General features: G+C 49.1%; 20 protein-coding genes and 1 pseudogene. 6 read left to right on the forward strand and 15 right to left on the reverse strand.

Going from position 1 to position 18,074, the window contains the following annotated elements; translation table 11 throughout:
* Nucleotides 1-89: 89 nt before the first annotated feature.
* The 9 genes and pseudogenes from QVE43_RS06510 to QVE43_RS12540 form a co-directional block, all read right to left on the reverse strand.
* Nucleotides 90-386 (reverse strand): annotated as a pseudogene (locus QVE43_RS06510) (ArsR/SmtB family transcription factor).
* 1,487 nt (nt 387-1,873) lie between these two features.
* Nucleotides 1,874-2,152: a hypothetical protein gene (locus QVE43_RS06515; protein WP_288005321.1), complete on the reverse strand. Its 279-nt coding sequence runs from the start codon at nt 2,150-2,152 to the stop codon at nt 1,874-1,876.
* Between the two features lie 985 nt (nt 2,153-3,137).
* Nucleotides 3,138-3,437, reverse strand: a complete 300-nt coding sequence (locus QVE43_RS06520; protein WP_288005322.1) for a hypothetical protein — start codon at nt 3,435-3,437, stop codon at nt 3,138-3,140.
* A 173-nt stretch (nt 3,438-3,610) separates the two neighbouring features.
* The gene (locus tag QVE43_RS06525; RefSeq protein WP_288005324.1) at nt 3,611-3,790 is read right to left on the reverse strand and encodes a hypothetical protein; all 180 of its coding nucleotides are present in this window, start codon (nt 3,788-3,790) and stop codon (nt 3,611-3,613) included.
* 102 nt (nt 3,791-3,892) lie between these two features.
* Nucleotides 3,893-4,063 (reverse strand): GLPGLI family protein, encoded by a 171-nt coding sequence (locus QVE43_RS06530; protein ID WP_288005327.1) that lies wholly within the window; start codon nt 4,061-4,063, stop codon nt 3,893-3,895.
* A 1,045-nt stretch (nt 4,064-5,108) separates the two neighbouring features.
* On the reverse strand, nt 5,109-5,204 hold the full coding sequence (locus QVE43_RS12525) for a PLP-dependent transferase (protein ID WP_308445307.1): 96 nt from the start codon (nt 5,202-5,204) through the stop codon (nt 5,109-5,111).
* Nucleotides 5,188-5,712 (reverse strand): PLP-dependent transferase, encoded by a 525-nt coding sequence (locus QVE43_RS12530; RefSeq protein WP_308445308.1) that lies wholly within the window; start codon nt 5,710-5,712, stop codon nt 5,188-5,190. Before QVE43_RS12530 ends, QVE43_RS12525 begins: the two co-directional genes overlap by 17 nt.
* Nucleotides 5,652-5,870 carry a PLP-dependent transferase gene (locus QVE43_RS12535; RefSeq protein WP_308445309.1) on the reverse strand — a complete coding sequence of 73 codons (219 nt, stop codon included), beginning with the start codon at nt 5,868-5,870 and terminating at the stop codon, nt 5,652-5,654. The genes QVE43_RS12530 and QVE43_RS12535 overlap by 61 nt, the downstream gene beginning before the upstream one ends.
* The gene (locus tag QVE43_RS12540) at nt 5,858-6,370 is read right to left on the reverse strand and encodes a PLP-dependent transferase (protein WP_308445310.1); all 513 of its coding nucleotides are present in this window, start codon (nt 6,368-6,370) and stop codon (nt 5,858-5,860) included. The genes QVE43_RS12535 and QVE43_RS12540 overlap by 13 nt, the downstream gene beginning before the upstream one ends.
* 143 nt (nt 6,371-6,513) lie before the next feature.
* Here QVE43_RS12540 and QVE43_RS06540 point away from each other — a divergent pair, with 143 nt between their 5' ends.
* Together QVE43_RS06540 and QVE43_RS06545 are read left to right on the forward strand one after the other, a co-directional pair.
* The gene (locus QVE43_RS06540) at nt 6,514-7,125 is read left to right on the forward strand and encodes a DUF3109 family protein (protein ID WP_288005330.1); all 612 of its coding nucleotides are present in this window, start codon (nt 6,514-6,516) and stop codon (nt 7,123-7,125) included.
* Nucleotides 7,122-8,036: a hypothetical protein gene (locus tag QVE43_RS06545; RefSeq protein WP_288005333.1), complete on the forward strand. Its 915-nt coding sequence runs from the start codon at nt 7,122-7,124 to the stop codon at nt 8,034-8,036. Before QVE43_RS06540 ends, QVE43_RS06545 begins: the two co-directional genes overlap by 4 nt.
* A gap of 27 nt (nt 8,037-8,063) precedes the next feature.
* Here the strand turns inward: QVE43_RS06545 and QVE43_RS06550 are convergent, their stop codons facing one another.
* The 5 genes from QVE43_RS06550 to QVE43_RS06570 form a co-directional block, all read right to left on the reverse strand.
* Nucleotides 8,064-8,411: a hypothetical protein gene (locus tag QVE43_RS06550; RefSeq protein ID WP_288005336.1), complete on the reverse strand. Its 348-nt coding sequence runs from the start codon at nt 8,409-8,411 to the stop codon at nt 8,064-8,066.
* A 152-nt stretch (nt 8,412-8,563) separates the two neighbouring features.
* The gene (locus QVE43_RS06555) at nt 8,564-8,983 is read right to left on the reverse strand and encodes a BrxA/BrxB family bacilliredoxin (protein WP_038028706.1); all 420 of its coding nucleotides are present in this window, start codon (nt 8,981-8,983) and stop codon (nt 8,564-8,566) included.
* Between the two features lie 31 nt (nt 8,984-9,014).
* Nucleotides 9,015-9,356, reverse strand: a complete 342-nt coding sequence (locus tag QVE43_RS06560; RefSeq protein WP_038028705.1) for an SUF system Fe-S cluster assembly protein — start codon at nt 9,354-9,356, stop codon at nt 9,015-9,017.
* A 13-nt stretch (nt 9,357-9,369) separates the two neighbouring features.
* Nucleotides 9,370-9,789: a SufE family protein gene (locus QVE43_RS06565; protein ID WP_288005341.1), complete on the reverse strand. Its 420-nt coding sequence runs from the start codon at nt 9,787-9,789 to the stop codon at nt 9,370-9,372.
* A gap of 31 nt (nt 9,790-9,820) precedes the next feature.
* Nucleotides 9,821-11,059 carry an aminotransferase class V-fold PLP-dependent enzyme gene (locus QVE43_RS06570; RefSeq protein WP_288005344.1) on the reverse strand — a complete coding sequence of 413 codons (1,239 nt, stop codon included), beginning with the start codon at nt 11,057-11,059 and terminating at the stop codon, nt 9,821-9,823.
* Nucleotides 11,060-11,260: 201 nt separating this feature from the next.
* Here QVE43_RS06570 and QVE43_RS06575 point away from each other — a divergent pair, with 201 nt between their 5' ends.
* From QVE43_RS06575 to QVE43_RS06590, 4 genes are all read left to right on the forward strand, one after another.
* Nucleotides 11,261-12,862 (forward strand): DUF4139 domain-containing protein, encoded by a 1,602-nt coding sequence (locus QVE43_RS06575; RefSeq protein WP_288005347.1) that lies wholly within the window; start codon nt 11,261-11,263, stop codon nt 12,860-12,862.
* Between the two features lie 104 nt (nt 12,863-12,966).
* Nucleotides 12,967-13,650 carry a ClpP family protease gene (locus QVE43_RS06580; RefSeq protein ID WP_288005349.1) on the forward strand — a complete coding sequence of 228 codons (684 nt, stop codon included), beginning with the start codon at nt 12,967-12,969 and terminating at the stop codon, nt 13,648-13,650.
* A gap of 134 nt (nt 13,651-13,784) precedes the next feature.
* Nucleotides 13,785-15,014, forward strand: a complete 1,230-nt coding sequence (gene clpX, locus QVE43_RS06585) for an ATP-dependent Clp protease ATP-binding subunit ClpX (protein WP_038028694.1) — start codon at nt 13,785-13,787, stop codon at nt 15,012-15,014.
* Between the two features lie 161 nt (nt 15,015-15,175).
* Nucleotides 15,176-15,787, forward strand: a complete 612-nt coding sequence (locus tag QVE43_RS06590) for an NAD(P)H-dependent oxidoreductase (protein ID WP_288005354.1) — start codon at nt 15,176-15,178, stop codon at nt 15,785-15,787.
* Between the two features lie 54 nt (nt 15,788-15,841).
* Here QVE43_RS06590 and QVE43_RS06595 read toward each other — a convergent pair whose 3' ends face one another.
* Nucleotides 15,842-18,028 carry a S9 family peptidase gene (locus QVE43_RS06595; RefSeq protein ID WP_288005356.1) on the reverse strand — a complete coding sequence of 729 codons (2,187 nt, stop codon included), beginning with the start codon at nt 18,026-18,028 and terminating at the stop codon, nt 15,842-15,844.
* Nucleotides 18,029-18,074: the final 46 nt, after the last annotated feature.

Consider the following 18,074-nt stretch of genomic DNA (forward strand, 5'->3'; position numbering starts at 1 on the left):
GCGATGATTAAATACAATCACTTCTTGCTGTTTCAATAGGCCGCTTTTCTTGCTCTTTCAGAGCCCTCAGTTTCAGCTTCGATAAAAAGTCACTGATTTGCTGCTTCAGCTTCCTGCCACCGCTTCCGTGCATCAATGCAATAGCACAGGCAGTTCCCCTCGATGCTTCCCTGAATGATGCCCGCTTCTTTCAGGGCTCGCAAATGCTGCGAAACTAGTTGCTTGTGCCAAGCCCAGCTCCTGCACCAAATCGGCGTTGATGCAACCGGGTGTGCTTGCCAAATGCTGCAAGATGGCAATGCGCGCCGGATGCGCCAAGCACCTTCAACAGCGCTGCTCAGCTGGTTCTGCTCTTCGCTAAACAGGTTGCTCTTGGTGATCCCCACTGCTTTCTCCGTTTTTTACAAAGGTAGTTACTTGTTTCTAATATCGCAATATTGCGATGAATATTTTTAAAAACAGCCACGCCTTTTTTTCTTTGCCTTGTCGGGCACAAGCAGGAAACCGCCGACTGCTTTTTAGTTTGAAAGTATGGGCTTGCGATTTCTCTCACTTCGCTACATGGGGCCCAGAACTGACAGGTTTCCAGGACTCGAGAAGTGGCGGGCTTGGTTCATCAACTCCATGCTGCATAAGCGGCTGAAGGCAATCGCTCTCTCCGTTTGGTGTTTACCGTAACAGCTTGGACTTGTATTGCGCTGCCACCGGCGGCATTCTTTTCGATACGGCGCCTGTTTTTTGAGCAGTACGCTCTATCTGTCAGAAGTTGAAATATGCGCCCCACTGTCAGGGTGCGTGGACGTAAGTATGTAAACGGCTTGCAAGCAGACGGTTCTGCTCGATCGCTCTGCTCTACCCACTGCGTTTCATTCCATAGGTTCAAGCAATTAAAAAACAAATCGCCACTTTGCAAGGCTGTATTGCAAGTCGCCCATCGGTCTGCAGGAACTCATATGCTCTGCCCCGTTTGCAGATAGTAATAGCGTGTTGGTCAGCTGCAAAGCCCACTTCCCCGCCTTGTCCTGCTTAGCTTTCGCTTGCCATGCTTACGCTACGTTGACTGGGCGTGCCCAAAGCGTTGCGCCCGAGCTCGCATCATACACACTCGTTTCTGTGTGTATTGTAGCGGTGGCATCCATATCCAGCCAAGCTTTAAGTGGCGACAGCTGCAAGCGTGCGATTCCGTACTGCCATCTCTGCCGGCTGATACACGGCTTGCGGCGCACTTTGCTGCCATATCCAGCCTCGGGCGTATGTGACTGTAGTTCAGGTCCACACCAAGCAGCAAATCCCAGAGGCTCCAGCGTTTGTCCAAGCCACCGTTGAGCATGTAGTGCTCGCTTTGGTTGTCGAAAGGCTTGTTGTTCGGCTGCGCAGAAGTCCATTCTCAAAAACGACTTTTGTCAGAGAAAGGGCTATGCTGCCGCTCGTATGTTGCCCGCACTCAATGAAAAAACAAACCTTCGGACAACCACTTTGTAGTCAAGGCGCAAAGCTGGTGTTCCGCCTTTCCAGCAGCTGTACTTCCTTCCGTTATTGGCGGTTAAGGTGCGGTAATCGGTGAGTACATACGCTCTTTGGCAGCTGCCACAGTCCGGTCATTTCCTGCTCCCGGCTGCCATGACAGCATAAACCGCTCCAATTCGCCCCACCTCATAGGCTAGGCGCAGCTTGGGGCATTGAACAACCAAAAAGCCAGCTGTTCCACAGCTTGTGCGTCGATGCAGCCGGTGGTATGCGGTACCAACCGCCGGCATGTAACTCAACGGGAAGGTCGCTTTGGAAGCGCCATCGTCCATAGCTGTCTTTGTCGACTTCAGTGCGAGCTCCGCCTTGTTGCTTGAAGAAAGTAAAGGCATTGCGGAAGGCTGCGCTATCTATGCGGCGTGCCTCTGCGTACATGTCCGAATGAGCTGCCGGCATACTCCAGCTTCGGTGGGCTTGCCTGTGAAGCCAGCTGCCATGCTTTCCGGCTTGCCACTCCCGTTTCAAATTCCAAGTCGCTTTGGGCATAGGTCACTCCGCCAGTGCTGTCGAGTAAGTTGTTCGAACGCCTCCCCCCGATTGAGCAAGTGCGGCATATATTCCGGGCACGCACTTGCAATTGCTCGCTGCAGCCATGCGGAACTGCAAGCGGTGCTGCAACTCCCAAACCCCCCCATTTAGCAAGCTTGCTTCCCGCGCAAGGTGTTATTCAGCGTGCAGCTTTTCCCGTGAATACTCTTGTTGCTGCTGTACCGGCACTTCGGCCTGCAGGTGTCCGGCGCCTGCTGTCTGCCCGCATATTCCAGCTCCAAGTGATTGGATAAGAAAATGGTCGGTGGGCATTGTCTTGATAGCCCACAGAAGCAAGCAGGCGGTTCTGGTCCTTGCCCGAGCTGCTGCCACTCCTGCTGCCGCAGCGTATCGGTCGGCAAAAAGTAGCTATAGGTCTGCCCTGTAATTGCTGCCGGTCGGTGTGGCGCCATGCATACACATTGCCCCGCCAAGTAGCCTGCTTGCTTCACAGCACGTCGAAAGGTTTAAAGAAAGCAAAGCGCTTTCGTTGAGCGGATAGTAAGCCTTCGGTAAAATATTTGCCGAAGGTGTAGGAAAACGCAAAGACAGCTTGTTGAGAGTAGCCTTGTTGTTCAAGTTGTCTTTCTACCTGCGTCAATACATCAGCGGTATGGTCTATCAGATATTGCGCACAGCTGACTCACCCAAAGTGTTGTAGTAGCGCACTGCCCATCAACTTCCACTTCTTGATTGACCGACAGGCTGTTTGCCATCTCCCCTCTGTAGGCTTTTGCCGGCATGCCTGCCTCTAGCTTTGGCAGTACCCTCTCAGCTCGCATTTTGGCTTCTTCCTTCAGCTTCACGTTCAGTGCTGCCCCTTCCCCTTCGGACTACCCCCTGCAGCATGCGCAAGGGCTGATGCTTTTCATATATCTCTACTCTTGTCCACATCCTTTGCTTTGCAACGCTTTTGTAGCAATGCCGTAGCGCCCTCCCAAAAAGTCGTCACCTTCGATGTAAAACTTCCGTATGGCTTCGCCCTGGTATAGATATGCGTCCGTCGTCACTCACCTCTATGCCGGGCATGCGGCGCAGCACGTCGGCCAAAGTGCGGTCTTGCGCTTTGGCGAAGGACGACTCTACGTCATACACCAGCGTATCGCCCCGGCGTTGCTACCGGCGGCATCGCGTATGACCACCTCTTCGAGTGTGCAAAGGCAGCTGGGCGCAAGCGCAGAACCAAAGGCGAAGGCAGCTTGCTTACAGGCAACTTCCAGGGGCTCATAGCCCATGAGGCTTGCCTGCAGGCGTGCTGCCGGCAGGCAAGTCCGTCCGGCAGGGTCATAGCACAAACCGCCCCTCTGCATCAGCTGATGGCGTAGGCAGCGACCGTACTGTGCCCGTAGAGTCGAGCAGCAAGACAGCAACAGACTTGGCAAGAGGTGCTGAAGCTGCTATCGTCGATCCAGCACTTGCCCGTTCAAGGCTCTGTGCCCACAAGCCACGAACCGCCCAACAGGCACATTCCCAACAGAGCAGCCCCCAACGGCTATCACTTACCTGTTCTTTTGCTTCTTCTATTGCAGCATGAGTATTTGGCAGTTCTAATGGATTATAGGAAGCTTGCTTTATGGTACTTTTTCACGTATTCTTTTAAGCTGAGTCTTTCGCCTTCCGGTGTGCCTATTTGAATTTGGTCAGATGTGATACCTATCCTGCTACTGTTCAGAGCATACTCCACGTCGGTGCTTATGCGCTGTTCTTGTTCTGCATACTCTTCATAGGGCATCATGCGGTAGGGTTTTCTTTCTAAGGGAGTGAGCTTCAGAGTAAGTGATTGCCTCCTGCTTTGTCTTTGACAGGGCTGCCACCTTCAGCAAGTGAAAAGCGGAAGTTATGCTTGCTGTCGCCGGCTTCCACCACCAGCCCCGGCAAGCCCTTTGAGCTTCCATGGTCCTTCGGGTAAGGGTAAGGCCGTGGTAAACCAAGCCTCCCAATGGCGCCCCCGGTAAAAAGTCGTTGCTTTTTGGCATGGCAACAGACGGCTGCTGTCGCCTGTTGCCAATTGTCTTTCTTTTCATTTGTTATGTTGCCACTGTGGCACTTCCATGGCTTCGCTGTACCCTATGGCATTGGTCATCACCTCGTTTTGCCATGTATAGCTAGCCGGCTTGCGGATAGTTCGTAAAAAGCATCCAAGGCGATGCCGTGCACCGGTATTCCCCCGGATTGGCCAGTATCATGGCCGGGGTAGCCGCGCGCTTTCTTTTCCACACAGGCTTCATAGTCCAAGCTGTAAAACTTAGATACCCGCCTGCCTACCTCCAGGCGCATGACCTCATACCGCGAAAATAGTGGCTTCGGCAGAGTCTGCCTTATGCTCAAAGGCATAGTCTACATGCCACCGGGCCGTATCGACAGGCGGTTTGCGCCGAAACAACACGCACAAGAAAAAAGTGCAATAACAAGTAAATACAACTTCTTCATACTACGTATTTATTTAATCAAGCTTAAACATAAAATAATAAAGAAGACAGCTTACAAACTCTTGTAAGCTGTCTTCTATTTTTCAATTACTAGCCCACAGAAGAATGCATCCACAACTAGTGCAAACCGTATTACCTGTCCGGTATCTTCAAAAGCACTCTGCGGACACCCATACGGTTACACGCAGCAGGATGTTGCTATTGTTATTACATCATCTTCTGGTGGTATTGAGCTAAGTATTTGTAAATCAATATCTTGATAAACTTCTTTTTGCTCTTTAACTGATGAATCTATTAAAGACTGCGGCTCATCAATATTGCTTGCATAAATGCATTGGCTGCAAACAAGCAGCATCAGACAAACATGCGAAGAGTCTTTTTTATATCCTTTCCATCTTTTGCTACATTTTTAATTGTGAAACATTCGATACCTTTCGTAGCGCTACGGCGACTCCCCTCAAGCTCCCGGGTGCACTTAAGGGAGCTGCAAGAGCAATAATAATAATAATAATAATAATATAAGTCAATACTTACATTGTATTTTTTTAGATTACAAATACAAAAACAGCGGGACAATGCAGCTTGCCCCGTCATTTTCTCACTGCAAGCAAAAACGTATTGTACTCATGCCTGCTCGAGTGCTTGCTTCAGGTCCCAAATGAGGTCATCGGGGTGTTCTACTCCCACCGACAAACGCACCATCTTATCGGTAATGCCCATTTCGGCTTTTCGCTGTGGCGGCACACCGGCGTGGGTCATAGCTGGCAGGGTGCTGCGCCAAAGACTCGGTGCTGCCCAAGCTCACCGCCAGCTTTACCAGCTTCAGGCTGTTGAGCATCCGGAAGGCAGCCGCTTCACCCCCTTTCACATCGAAAGAGAGCATGGCTCCCGCACTGCCGCATTGCTTACGGAAAATGGCATATTGCTGCGGCTCATGCGCTTCGCTCAGAAAGCCCAAATAGTGCACCTTCTCTACCTTGGGATGCTCACGCAAGAACTCCGCTACCAGCCGGGCATTTTTAGCCTGCCGTTCCATACGCAGCTGCAGGGTCTCCAAGCTGCGCAACAGCAACCAGCCGGTCCAAGGGCCAGCCATGTTACCCAAGAAAGTACGCAATACCTTTACCCGCTGCATGTACTCGGCTTTACCCGAAACAGCACCTGCAATCACGTCGCTGTGCCCGCCAATGTATTTGGTGGCCGAATACAGCGACCAGGTCGGCGCCATGCTGTGAGCGGGTGCTGCCACAAGGGTCCCAGATAGGTGTTATCGACCACTACCACCGGCTTGTGCGCGTCGCTGCTGAAATGCTCTGCCAGGCGCTTGCCCCACTCAATATCATAAAGCGTATTGGTAGGGTTGGCGGGCGTTTCTATATATACCACGCCCAAGCGCTTGCCCTGCAGTGCTTGGCTTCAAGCCGCTGCTGCAGCGCCTCGTAGCTGTCGCAGCTGTTCCACTCCACCGATTCTATGCCATATTTGGGCAATATCTCGGAAATGAAGTGGTCTGTACCACCATACAGCGGATTGGTATGCAGGACCACGTCACCGGGCTGCAAAAACTCGAGCAGCACCGTCGTAATAGCCGACATGCCGCTTTCAAATACGGCGCAATCGTCAGCTTCATCCCACAGTCCCAAACGGTCTTCAAGAATTTCCAAATCGGGGTTGTTGATACGGCTATAAATCAAGCCTACCTGTTCGCCTTCTTTCGGCTGACGTAGGCCATACGCCAGTTCAAAATGTGCTTTGCCCTCTTCGGCTGTTTTAAACACAAAAGTAGAAGTCTGGAAGATAGGACATTTGACCGCCCCCTCCGACCACTCGGGGCGATAGCCGTAAGACATCATTAAACTTTCGGGATGAAGGTCCGGCTTGTTCATAATTTTTTGAATTTTTTATTGAAAAAATAGCATTTATACACGTTCAAATGTAAGAAATTTTGCAAGATATTAGTTTGATATTGGCGGTTTTCGTCGTACTTTTGAGTAACACCTTTTAGACTTCCATTGGCTTTTTGTGGATTATGATTATTGTAGGGAATGTATATCTGTCAGACGATATTGCAGAGCAATATTTTGTATGTGAACTTTCTGCCTGCAAAGGGGCTTGCTGTGTGGAAGGCGACGCCGGTGCCCCTTTGGAAGAGGCTGAGTGTGAAACCATAGCCCAATTGTTGCCCACGGTGCGCCCTTACCTTTCGCAAGAGGCGCTTGAAGTAATAGAAGCGCAGGGTACCCATACCATTGACCAAGAAGGCGACCTGTCAACTCCTATCCTGCCCACGGGCGAATGTGTGTATGCCTTCCGTGATGAAAAAGGGCAGTTGAAGTGCGCTTTCGAACAAGCTTATTATGAAGGAAAGAGCGACTTCAAAAAGCCGGTTTCCTGCCATCTGTATCCTATCCGGATTACTCGTTACGATGAATTTGATGCGGTCAATTACCATCGTTGGGAAATATGCAAACCGGCGTGTGCACATGGCAGTGCCCTGCGTGTGCCGCTCTACCGCTTTTTGAAAGAACCTTTGATAAGGAAGTATGGCAAACGATGGTATGACGAGCTGTGCCGAATCATTGAGCTTCAATTTGGCGTTTCACATACCGAAGACTCCGGTCAAAAAACATCACAATCATGAAACTTACCTACCTGTATGCCATGGCTGTTTTGTTGCTGTTGACTGCCTGTCAAGGCACTACACAGCAAGAGGGGCAAGAGCTGTCTGCCAACAGACAAGATGTGTCTTCTTCAGAAGAAGAGCAAACAGCAGCCGGCGATGACAACGACCATTTTCAACCATTGATTAGTGAATTTATTCCCGAAGTCAGTTTATTGATAGAGCAGCTTATCGAGTACCCTACCCAACTGCAGGATGCCGACGAGCTGCTTCAAAAAGTATCTGTTCCGGAAAACGCGCGCCTGTCGCGTGCTGCTGCCCTTGCCTGCCGTTTGCATTTTGCCTTGGCACAACAAAACAAGTCGCAAGCGCTGGTGTACCAAAAAGCATTGCAAAGCCATGTGGAAAGCATGCAGCTTGACTTTCTGCGTCCTATTGCCGGTGCTTCCATAGAAAGCACCTCCATTGACTCACTGCTCATATTGAGCCGCCGCTCACTGAGCCTCGAAACAGCGCAGCAATTTTTGCTCAATCATTATCGTTCGGCCTACCCGGCAAGCCGCTATGTGCTGTCCATGTGGCTGGAGCAGCTGTACCTTAGCTGTTTGGTTTTCGAAGCCCATCCAAAGCCCTCTACCAAAAAGCTTTTGGCAGAACAAAAAATTTATCTCGGCAACCTGATGATGTATTTGTCTTTCTTTGACCGGGACAAGCAGCTGCAACAACTTCAAAAAGAGTTTGAAAAGCTCATGCAAGGTTTTGAGCCCATCACCATCACCTACGACTACCAACACCCTACTACTGAAATACAGGGCAATGTGTTGGTTGTAAAACAAAATGACATTATGAGTTTCCGTATGCCCGAAGAGAGTATCTTGCAGATTAAAGAAGAAACGGAACGTTTACGCAACTATCTTTTGCAAAAGCCTTGATTCCAAAAAAACGGGCATAAGGCTTTTTCAATTGCCGTGGTCTTCTTCATCGTCCCATATGGAACGGGACGCATAACGCAGGCGCCACTGTGCCTTTTCTTTCTCCCGTTCGATAATGATTTCTGCCAAAGCCATCAAGTCGCCTTTGTTTAAGCAGGCCCGCACCTTGTTCTCATCTACATCCAGGCGGTACATAATTTGAAAGAAACGCTCGGGGGCACGCTTCAGATAGTAATCCACCACTTCGAATACCGCCTGACGCAAGGCGTCCCAGTCGTGCGAGCGAATGGCCGGCACATCGAAATCACGATGAAACAGACGCTCGGTTGTTTCCATCAAAGCTTGGGGTTCCCGGGATTGTAGTTCGCTGCTCATCGCCGCTTTAAGTTTAGATATTCTTTATGAAACAAAAAATAAAAATCTACAGTTCAAGCAAGCTTGTTTTTTAACTTCCTGCATATTCCCTTTTTCAACAAACAAAAAAGGCACCGGGCGGTGCCTTTTCTGCTGAGATATGACAAAAGGAATCAGCAAAATTCCTCAAATACTGCTACCAGATGGTCAGCCAACATTTGTGCCGTGCGGCCTTCAATATGATGGCGCTCAATGAAATGCACCAGCTCGCCGTCTTTAAACAAAGCAATAGAAGGTGAAGAGGGTGGGTAAGGCAACATATACTCACGTGCTTTGGCTGTTGCCTCTTTGTCCACGCCGGCAAAGACAGTTGCCAGCTTGTCGGGGCGTTTTTGGCTCATCGAAAGCGCCAGCTTGATGGCCGGACGCGCAGCCCCGGCAGCACAGCCACACACAGAGTTGACCACCATCAGAATGGTGCCTTGGTTGTTGTTTTCCAACAAATCAACTACCTCTTCGGGCGTTTTACATTCTTGGAATCCTACTTCGGTGAGGTCGGCACGCATGGGTGCCACTAATTCTTCCGGATACATATTGTTCTCTTTTTTTAAAAGCTAAACAAAATTAAAGCAGTCCCAATTCAAGGCGCGCAGCTTCCGACATCATATCCATAGAATAAGGCGGGTCGAAGGTAAGCTCCACTTCCACCTCGTTTACGCCTTCTACGGCAGCTACTTTTTGTTTCACCTCGTCGGGGATAAACTCCGCCGAAGGACAGTTGGGCGAGGTAAGCGTCATCAAGATATACACATTATTGACCGGGTAAATTTTGATATCGTATATCAGGCCCAATTCATAAATATCTACCGGTATTTCGGGGTCATACACTGTCTTAATGGCTTCAATAACCCGCTCTTTCAAGTCAGGGATGTTCTCCAAATGTTTGCTTTTATTTTCTTCGCTCATAACAATGGCTTTTTTATGATTGACTGCTGACAGCTTCGGCGTAGGCTTTCATATGTTTAATCATGGACACCAAGCCGTTGGCACGTGTCATAGACAGGTGTTGTTTCAAGCCTATGTCTTCAATCACATGTAAATTGGCTTGTGCTATTTCTTCGGGCTTATGCCCTGAAAGCACTTTAATCAGCAAGCTGACAATGCCTTTGACAATAAGCGCGTCACTGTCTGCCAGGAAGTAGAGTTTCCCATCTTTCATGTAGGCATGCAGCCATACTTTCGACTGGCAGCCCTTCACGAGCTTATCGTCGGTTTTCAGTTCTTCGGGCATGGGCGACAACTGCTTGCCCAGCTCTATCAAATAGGCGTATTTGTCTTCCCAGTTATCGAACAGGGCAAAGTCTTCGGCTATTTCTTGTTGTATTTCTTCAATGGTCATTGTCAAACAGGTATAAAATAAGTGTGATTCACTAACGAAGCATGTTGACGGCCTTTTGCAGGGCTTCGGCAAAGCGTTCTACTTCTTCCGGTGTATTGTAAACAGCAAAAGAAGCGCGGCTTGTTCCTTCCAAGCCCAAATAACGCATCAATGGTTGCGTGCAGTGGTGCCCCGTGCGAATGGCTATGCCCATGTTGTCGAGCAATACGCCAACATCGTGATGGTGCACCCCTTCTATCACAAACGAAAGGATGCCGGCTTTTTCTTTTGCCTGCCCTATCACCTGCAAGCCATCGATGCGGCTGACCAGGTCGGTAGCGTACGTAAGCAGCGCCTGTTCATGGCGCAACATAGCCTCTTTGCCTATCTGTTCCACAAACTCAAGGGCGTAACGCAGCGCAATGGCATCGGCAATGTTGGGCGTGCCGGCTTCATACTTAAAAGGCAAGTCGTTGTAGGTGGTTTTTTCGAAGGTAACCTCTTTAATCATTTCACCCCCACCATGGTAGGGCGGCAGCTTTTCCAACACCGAACGCCTGCCATACAATACACCGATGCCTGTGGGCGCATACACCTTATGTCCGGAAAAAGCATAAAAGTCACAATCCAAGCCTTGCACGTCCACCGGTAAATGCACGGCCCCCTGCGCCCCATCGATGAAAGTAAGAGCCCCTACGGCTTTTGCTTTGCGAACCAGTTCCTTCACGGGATTGATGGTGCCTAAGGCATTGGATATATGCACAACCGACAGCACCTTTGTACGGGGCGTTATCAGTGCCTCTGCCTGTGCCATATCCAGCTCGCCCAAGTCATTCAAGGGAATGACCTTCAAGACTGCACCCGTACGCTCACAAGCCATCTGCCAGGGCACTATGTTCGAATGGTGCTCCATGGTAGAAATCACCACTTCATCGCCTGCCTGAAGCCAGGCCCGCGACAAGCAGTCTGCCACCAGATTCACGGCTTCGGTAACCCCACGTACAAACAGGACCTCCTCTATAGAAGAAGCATTCAAAAAGCGGCGGGCTGCCTCGCGGCTTTGCTCATAGGCTTCCGTTGCTTTGGCTGCCAGATAGTGTGCCCCGCGGTGTATGTTTGAATTGTATTGTTCGTAGTATTGTTTGAGCGCCTCGATGACCACACGCGGCTTTTGAGAGGTAGCCGCATTGTCGAAATAAATCAAAGGTTTTCCGTTGATCTGCTGATGCAATACGGGAAATTCTTCGCGAAGGGCGCGCACATCAATCGATGAACTTGTAAGTGAAGACATAGCTGTTGGTGTTTCTTCTGTTTATGCAAAGTTACAAGTTTAGAACTATTCTAAAAAAAGAAAGTTTGCGAATACGTCTTTTTTAGTAGCTTAAGGAACAAAACACCAACAACAAGCTGCTGACTATACCTTTTGGAAAGATATTTGCACTCTTAAAACCTTAAAAAAGACTCTTCTAAAACCTAAAATGTAGCCAATTCTATGCGTACTTTATTTGTTTTACTATTGTGGGCGGGCATGCTGCCTGCTTATGCCCAGGACACTATAGCCGTTAGCCACACACTCAAGAAAGCAACTGTTTACTTGAAAAATGCCGAGCTAATACATGAAGGGAAGGCGCGCCTGACTGCCGGCACACATGTACTCGTATTCGAACAATTGCCTTTGGAAGTCTTTGAAAACAGCGTACAGCTTCAAATGCAAGGCAATGCCACCCTGCTCAGTGTGAAATATGAGGTAAACTTCTTGCAAAACAATGTCCAGAAAGCCGAAATAGAAGCCTTGCGCCAACAGATGCTTGCAGCCGAAACCAAGGTGGCGCGCCTGCAGGCAAGTAAAGAAAGTATAGAAGAAGAGCAGAACTTACTGTTATCGAACAAACAAATTGGGGGCGCCAATACCGGACTCACTGCCGAGCAACTACGCCAAATGGCAGACTTTTACGGACAGCGGCTGCTCTCTTTGAAGAACCGCCTTTTTGATACCGAGCGCGCGCTAAAAGAAGCTCAAGAAGAGCACCAGCGGTTGAAAGCCCAACTACACGCACGGGCACGACACAAGCCTACCGGCGAGGTGAAAGCCATCGTACGTTGCACGGCACCGGCTACCCTGCAACTCTCACTGCGTTATTTGGTACGGGGGGCTGCATGGTATCCGGTGTATGACTTGCGCGTGGCCGATGCCAACGCCCCTGTGGAGCTGAGCTACAAAGCCATGGTGATGCAAAACACAGGCACCGACTGGGACAACATAAGCCTCACGCTTTCCACCGGCAACCCTTCGATAAGCGGAACCAAGCCTGAGCTTAGTCCCTGGTTTGTTGATTTCATCAATACCTACGCTTACCAAAAGCATTATGACAAAAAGAGCAGACGAAACTACGAAGAAGTGGACGCCGTAGCCGTAGGAGTTGCCCCGCCCCCCATGGCAGAACTCGAGCCCACCACGGTTGCCGACTTCACAAAAGTGAACGAAAGCGGCTTGCAGGTCCTGTTCGAAATAGGCATACCGGTCAGTATCCCCGGCGACGGCAAAGAGCAGCTTGTGGACATACAAAAACACGAAGTGGACGCCGTTTATACTTATGCGGCCGTACCCAAAGCCGCCCCGGAAGCCTTCCTGATGGCAAAAATTTATGATTGGGCAGCGCTCAACTTATTATCCGGCGAAGCCAACGTATATTTTGCCGGCAATTACGTAGGCACCACCTCGCTTGACCCGGGAGTCACCGGCGATACCCTCACTTTTTCTTTGGGGCGTGACGCACGCATTGTATGCAAGCGGAAAGAAATCAAGGACTTTACCAGCAAGCGTTTTTTGAAAAACGACATAGAAGAAGAGCGCGCCTACGAAATCAGTGTGCGAAACAACCGGAAGGAAAGCATCACCTTGACAATAGAAGACCAAATACCTGTTTCAAAACAAAATCGCATTCAGGTAGAAGCCACCGAACTAAGCGGCGGGCAGCTCGATGCATCCAACGGCATTGTTCGCTGGCAGCTAACCCTTGCCCCCGGACAAGAAATCAAAAAGGTAGTACGCTTCAAAGTGAAATATCCCAAGGACACACAAATCAGATGGTAATAGCCCAACATTTTGAAGAAAAGGAACGCTACTGCCGGCAAATTTGGTTATATTGGTTGCCAAGTAATCAATAAAGCAATCAACAATTAAAAAACAACATACCTATGTCAAGTAACGAAAAGTTCAGTAAAGAATTCCGTGACTTTGCCGTAAAACACCAAGGCATTAGCAGCCTTGCTTTTGACAAATATGTAGAGACCGTCACCAACCTGACTCCCAATATCATCGAAGAGCGTCGTATGAACGCCGTAGCCATGGATGTTTTCTCCCGTTTGATGATGGACCGCATCATTTTCCTGGGCGTGCCCATCGATGATTATGTGTCGAATGTAGTCATAGCTCAGTTGCTTTTCCTGGAGTCGGTCGATTCCAAAAAAGACATTCTGCTTTACATCAACAGTCCCGGCGGTTCGGTATATGCCGGCTTGGGCATCTATGACACCATGCAGCTCGTGAAGCCCGACGTAGCTACTATCTGTACAGGATTAGCCGCCTCGATGGGCGCCGTGCTTTTAGCCGGTGGCGCCCAAGGCAAACGCGCTGCCTTGCAGCATGCCCGCATCATGATTCACCAACCGATGGGTGGTGCCGGCGGACAAGCCTCGGACATAGAAATTACTGCCCGTCACATACTTGAACTCAAAGAAGAGCTGCACCGTATCCTGGCAGAACACACCGGCAAAAGCATCGAGCAGATAGAGCAGGACTCTGACCGCGACTTCTGGATGAAAGCCGAGCAGGCCGTAGAATACGGCATTATCGATGAAGTATTGGGAAAGCGAAGCTAACTAAGTAGTTAATAAACAAGGCTTTTCCTTCTGTTTTACACTTAATTTTGTAACTTTGCAACGCATCAAGTAGCCACCGGAACAAAGTGGCTACTTGTGTTATTGTTATTACCTAAAAAAACCGGCAAAGAAATATGTCTAACCATCACAATTTGAGCTGCTCGTTCTGCGGAAGAAGTAAGAAAGACGGGGCGGTATTAATCAGTGGCATCAAAGCGCATATCTGCGAGCAGTGCGCCACGCAAGCCTATCAGATTGTACAAGAAGAACTCAAGCACCTTCAAAATAAAAAGCGTCCTAAAATCAATCTGATTAAGCCCATTGAGATAAAGAAACACCTGGACCAGTATGTCATCGGACAAGACGAAGCCAAGAAAGTGCTTTCAGTGGCCGTATATAACCACTACAAGCGCATCATGCAGCCTCCACGGCAAGACGATGTAGTTATTGAAAAGTCAAATATCATCCTTGTAGGGCAAACCGGCACCGGCAAAACCTACTTGGCGCGCACACTCGCACGCCTGTTGGATGTACCTTTTTGTATTGCCGATGCCACCGTATTGACCGAAGCCGGCTATGTGGGCGAAGATGTGGAAAGCATTTTGACACGCCTGCTGCAAGCTGCCGATTACGATGTGGAAGCTGCCGAGCGTGGCATTGTGTATATCGACGAAATCGACAAAATCGCCCGCAAAGGCGATAACCCCTCCATCACACGAGATGTGAGCGGTGAAGGTGTGCAGCAGGCACTGCTGAAACTGCTGGAAGGCTCTATTGTGAATGTGCCCCCACAAGGCGGGCGCAAACACCCCGAGCAAAAGATGATACCCGTCAACACGGAAAATATTTTGTTTATCTGCGGAGGCGCCTTCGACGGCATCGAGAAAATCATAGCCAGTCGCCTGAATACCAACCCCATTGGTTTCCACCCACAAAAGCAAGACTTGGTGGACGACCGCCAGTCCTTGCTGCGCTATGTGTCGGCACAAGACCTCAAGACCTTCGGTCTGATACCCGAACTTATTGGGCGTTTGCCGGTCATTGCCCATCTGGACCCGCTCGACAAAGCCGCTTTGGTGCGCATTTTAAAAGAGCCCAAAAATGCCCTCATCAAGCAGTACCAAAAGCTGTTTGAAATGGAAGGCATACAACTCACCTTTACCGACGAAGCCATTGATTACATGGCAGAGCAAGCCATCAATCTCAATTTGGGCGCCCGGGGCTTACGCTCTATCTGCGAAGCCATCGTTACCGACGCCATGTTTGAGCTTCCTTCTTCACCGGTCAAAGAATTGGTCGTTGATTTGGCATACGCCAAAGAGAAGTTCGAAAAGTCGAAGCTTGCCAACTTGAAAGTAGCTTAAAGCACTGCCGTTTTACGATAAAACTCCAAGCCGTGATAGAAAGTCTCTATCACGGTTTTTTGTTTTTATTTAAATAGAACAAAATATCAAAAACTTTTTCAGTAATTTCAATGTTAGTACACTAAAATTTGTATTTTTTATTAACCAAATAGTCGAATACTATGAGTACAGTTAAGTTAAGTATCATTTACTATAGCGCCACCGGAACCAATCATCAGCTAAGTCTATGGGCGGACGAAGCAGCACAAGAGAATGGCGCTGAGGTTCGCCGCCGCATAGTAGCAGAGACTGCACCCCAAGAAGCCATCAATGCCAATCCGGCATGGAAAAAATTTCGTGAAGAAGTAGCTGACCATGAAACAGTAGCTACATTGGATGACTTATCGTGGGCAGATGCCATCTTATTTTGCATGCCCACGCGCTATGGCAACCTTCCTTCGCAGATGCAAGCATATATAGACACAACCGGTCCTTTGTGGGCGAAAGGTGCTTTGGTAAACAAGCTAGTGAGTGGTATCACCAGTTCCATGAACCCGCAAGGGGGGCAAGAAAGCACCCTCATGGCACTGTACAAAATCATGGCACACTGGGGGGCCATCATCGTGCCTCAGGGCTATACCGACAACATCGTTTTTGCCAGTGGTGGTAACCCCTTAGGTACATCTGCCACTATTGACAAAAACGGCAACATCTTGAACAAAGATGCCGTCAAACAAACGGTACAACATCAAGTAAAGCGCTTGCTCTCTATTGCCAAAAAAATAAAAGGATAACACAGTGGAATAAACATAACAGAAAAGCCCCGGGCCCGGGGCTTTTCTGTTATGTTACAATTTCCTTTTGATAAAATCTGTCATCAAGTTGTAAAGATGCAGGCGCGTATTGCCGCCGTAGATACCATGGTTGCGGTTCGGATAGAAAAAGACTTCGAACTGCTTGTTTGCTTTAATGAGGGCATCCACCATCATCACGGCATTTTGGAAATGCACGTTGTCGTCGCCGGTGCCATGAATCAATAAATAGTTACCCTTCAGGCGCGCTGCATGCGTGAGCGGTGAATACTCATCATAACCTCCGGGATTGTCTTGCGGACGCTGCAAATAACGCTCTGTGTAAATGGTATCGTAATAGCGCCAAGAAGTAACCGGTGCCACGGCAATGGCTGCTTTGAACACATCGTTGCCCAGAAGAATACAAAGCGAAGACATGTAGCCGCCATAGCTCCACCCCCAAATGCCGATGCGGTTGGCATCTACATAAGGTAGTGTTGCCAAATATTTTGCCGCATCGATTTGGTCGGCTACTTCCAGCTTGCCCAGTTGTTTGTAGGTGGCATGTTTAAAATCGCGCCCACGCCCACCGGTGCCCCGGTTATCCACACACACGACCATATAGCCTTCGGCTGCCAAGTGTTGGTACCAAAAGAAATTGAAGCTGTCCCATTGATTCATGACCTGCTGCGAACCCGGTCCACCATACACAAACATCAATACGGGATATTTTTTTGTTTCGTCGAAATTCAAGGGCTTGATGCGCCAAGCGTTGAGCTCTATTCCTTCACTGTTTTTGATGGTAAAGAACTCCTTGGGACTGATGGCATAGCGGCTCACTGTTTTGGCGAGCTGTGCGTTGTCTTCCAATACGGCAATTTCTTTACCGTTGCCGGTGTGCAGGCTATAACGGGGCGGCGTTTGGGCACTGCTGTAATTGTCGATATAGTAGCTGCAATCGGGGCTCATGTCGATGCGGTGCACGCCGGCGGCTTGTGTGAGCTGTGTCAGCTTTCCTTTTCTCCAGTCCACCACAAACAGATGACGCTCAATAGAAGACACTTTGGTGGCAGTGAAGTACACTTTGCTGCTTTTTTCGTGAATACCCACCACTTCATCCACTTCCCAGTTGCCCGAAGTAATTTGCTTTTTGAGCTTTCCGCTCATGTCATACAAGTAGAGATGCTTGTAGCCGGAACGCTCACTGCTATATAAAAACTCTTTTCCGTTGTCTAAATAAGTCAAATCGTCGTTGAAGTCAATATCTACATAAGTATCGGCGGTTTCGGTAAGCACCACTTGTTGTTTTCCGGTCGCCACATTGGCATGAATCAACTCAAGACGGTTTTGCAGGCGGTTCAGCTTGCGAATCGACAGCAGGTCGGGATGCTTGGTCCACTTTACACGGGGCACGTAGATGTCTGTCTCGGCGCCCAAGTCGATGGTCTTGGTCTCTTTGGTGTCGAGATGATAGACGCGAATGCTGACTACTGAATTCTTTTCGCCTGCTTTGGGATATTTGAAGCGGTAGTCTTTGGGATACAAGTCGCCCCACATTTGCATATTGTACTCGGGCACTTCGCTTTCGTCGAAGCGGTAAAACGCAATTTTCTTGCTATCGGGTGCCCAGTAAAAGGCTTTGGCAAAAGAAAACTCTTCTTCATATACCCAGTCGGCTGCCCCGTTGATGATATGATTGAAACGGCCGTCGGTGGTAATGGCTTGCTCTTGCATGCTTGCCAGGTCCACTACAAACAGGTTGTTGTCGCGCACAAAAGCCACTTTCTTACCATCGGGCGAGATGGTAGCATACGATTGTTTTCCGTTTTTCGAAAGGCGCTTCAAAGAGCCGTCTTTCAGGTCATAAATAAAATATTCAGCCTTGTAGGAACGCCGGTAAATAGGCTCTATGTCCGTTTTAATCAATATTTTATCTTCGGTGGCGTTCAGCTCGTAGTCTTCTATTTCTATGGCACGGCTTTCGCCTTCGGGCACCAAAGGTTGGTCACCGGCAAATGTTTTCACTACCTGCCCCGTGGTGATGTCATACTGCAAAATTTTGCCATCCACCAAGGCGGTGTAATACTTGCCGTCTTTCATCCAGTTGATACTCCCAATCGATTTGGGATAAAAACGATAATAGCGCCATACATCTTCGACGCTTACCTTCTGACGCTCCTGCGCATATATAAACGAAGCGCCCAAACACAAAAGGGCAGTCAGGAAAACAGTTAATCTATTCATTTTCAGAACTTTATTTGTTTACACATTGTTTTTGGTCTGAACAATA

The sequence above is a fragment of the Thermonema sp. genome, from assembly GCF_026003375.1.
GTDB classification, from domain to species: domain Bacteria; phylum Bacteroidota; class Bacteroidia; order Cytophagales; family Thermonemataceae; genus Thermonema; species Thermonema rossianum.

Excerpts from the sequence above, each read along its gene's own strand:
- clpX (WP_038028694.1), top strand. The coding sequence starts at position 13,785 with ATGTCTAACCATCACAATTTGAGCTGCTCGTTCTGCGGAAGAAGTAAG.
- QVE43_RS06565 (WP_288005341.1), bottom strand. The coding sequence starts at position 9,789 with ATGACCATTGAAGAAATACAACAAGAAATAGCCGAAGACTTTGCCCTG.
- QVE43_RS12540 (WP_308445310.1), bottom strand. The coding sequence starts at position 6,370 with ATGAACAAGCCGGACCTTCATCCCGAAAGTTTAATGATGTCTTACGGC.
- QVE43_RS06590 (WP_288005354.1), top strand. The coding sequence starts at position 15,176 with ATGAGTACAGTTAAGTTAAGTATCATTTACTATAGCGCCACCGGAACC.
- QVE43_RS06570 (WP_288005344.1), bottom strand. The coding sequence starts at position 11,059 with ATGTCTTCACTTACAAGTTCATCGATTGATGTGCGCGCCCTTCGCGAA.
- QVE43_RS06550 (WP_288005336.1), bottom strand. The coding sequence starts at position 8,411 with ATGAGCAGCGAACTACAATCCCGGGAACCCCAAGCTTTGATGGAAACA.
- QVE43_RS06560 (WP_038028705.1), bottom strand. The coding sequence starts at position 9,356 with ATGAGCGAAGAAAATAAAAGCAAACATTTGGAGAACATCCCTGACTTG.
- QVE43_RS06595 (WP_288005356.1), bottom strand. The coding sequence starts at position 18,028 with ATGAATAGATTAACTGTTTTCCTGACTGCCCTTTTGTGTTTGGGCGCT.
- QVE43_RS06575 (WP_288005347.1), top strand. The coding sequence starts at position 11,261 with ATGCGTACTTTATTTGTTTTACTATTGTGGGCGGGCATGCTGCCTGCT.
- QVE43_RS12525 (WP_308445307.1), bottom strand. The coding sequence starts at position 5,204 with ATGGGCATTACCGATAAGATGGTGCGTTTGTCGGTGGGAGTAGAACAC.
- QVE43_RS12530 (WP_308445308.1), bottom strand. The coding sequence starts at position 5,712 with ATGGCGCCGACCTGGTCGCTGTATTCGGCCACCAAATACATTGGCGGG.
- QVE43_RS06525 (WP_288005324.1), bottom strand. The coding sequence starts at position 3,790 with ATGATGCCCTATGAAGAGTATGCAGAACAAGAACAGCGCATAAGCACC.
- QVE43_RS06580 (WP_288005349.1), top strand. The coding sequence starts at position 12,967 with ATGTCAAGTAACGAAAAGTTCAGTAAAGAATTCCGTGACTTTGCCGTA.
- QVE43_RS06555 (WP_038028706.1), bottom strand. The coding sequence starts at position 8,983 with ATGTATCCGGAAGAATTAGTGGCACCCATGCGTGCCGACCTCACCGAA.
- QVE43_RS06540 (WP_288005330.1), top strand. The coding sequence starts at position 6,514 with ATGATTATTGTAGGGAATGTATATCTGTCAGACGATATTGCAGAGCAA.
- QVE43_RS06545 (WP_288005333.1), top strand. The coding sequence starts at position 7,122 with ATGAAACTTACCTACCTGTATGCCATGGCTGTTTTGTTGCTGTTGACT.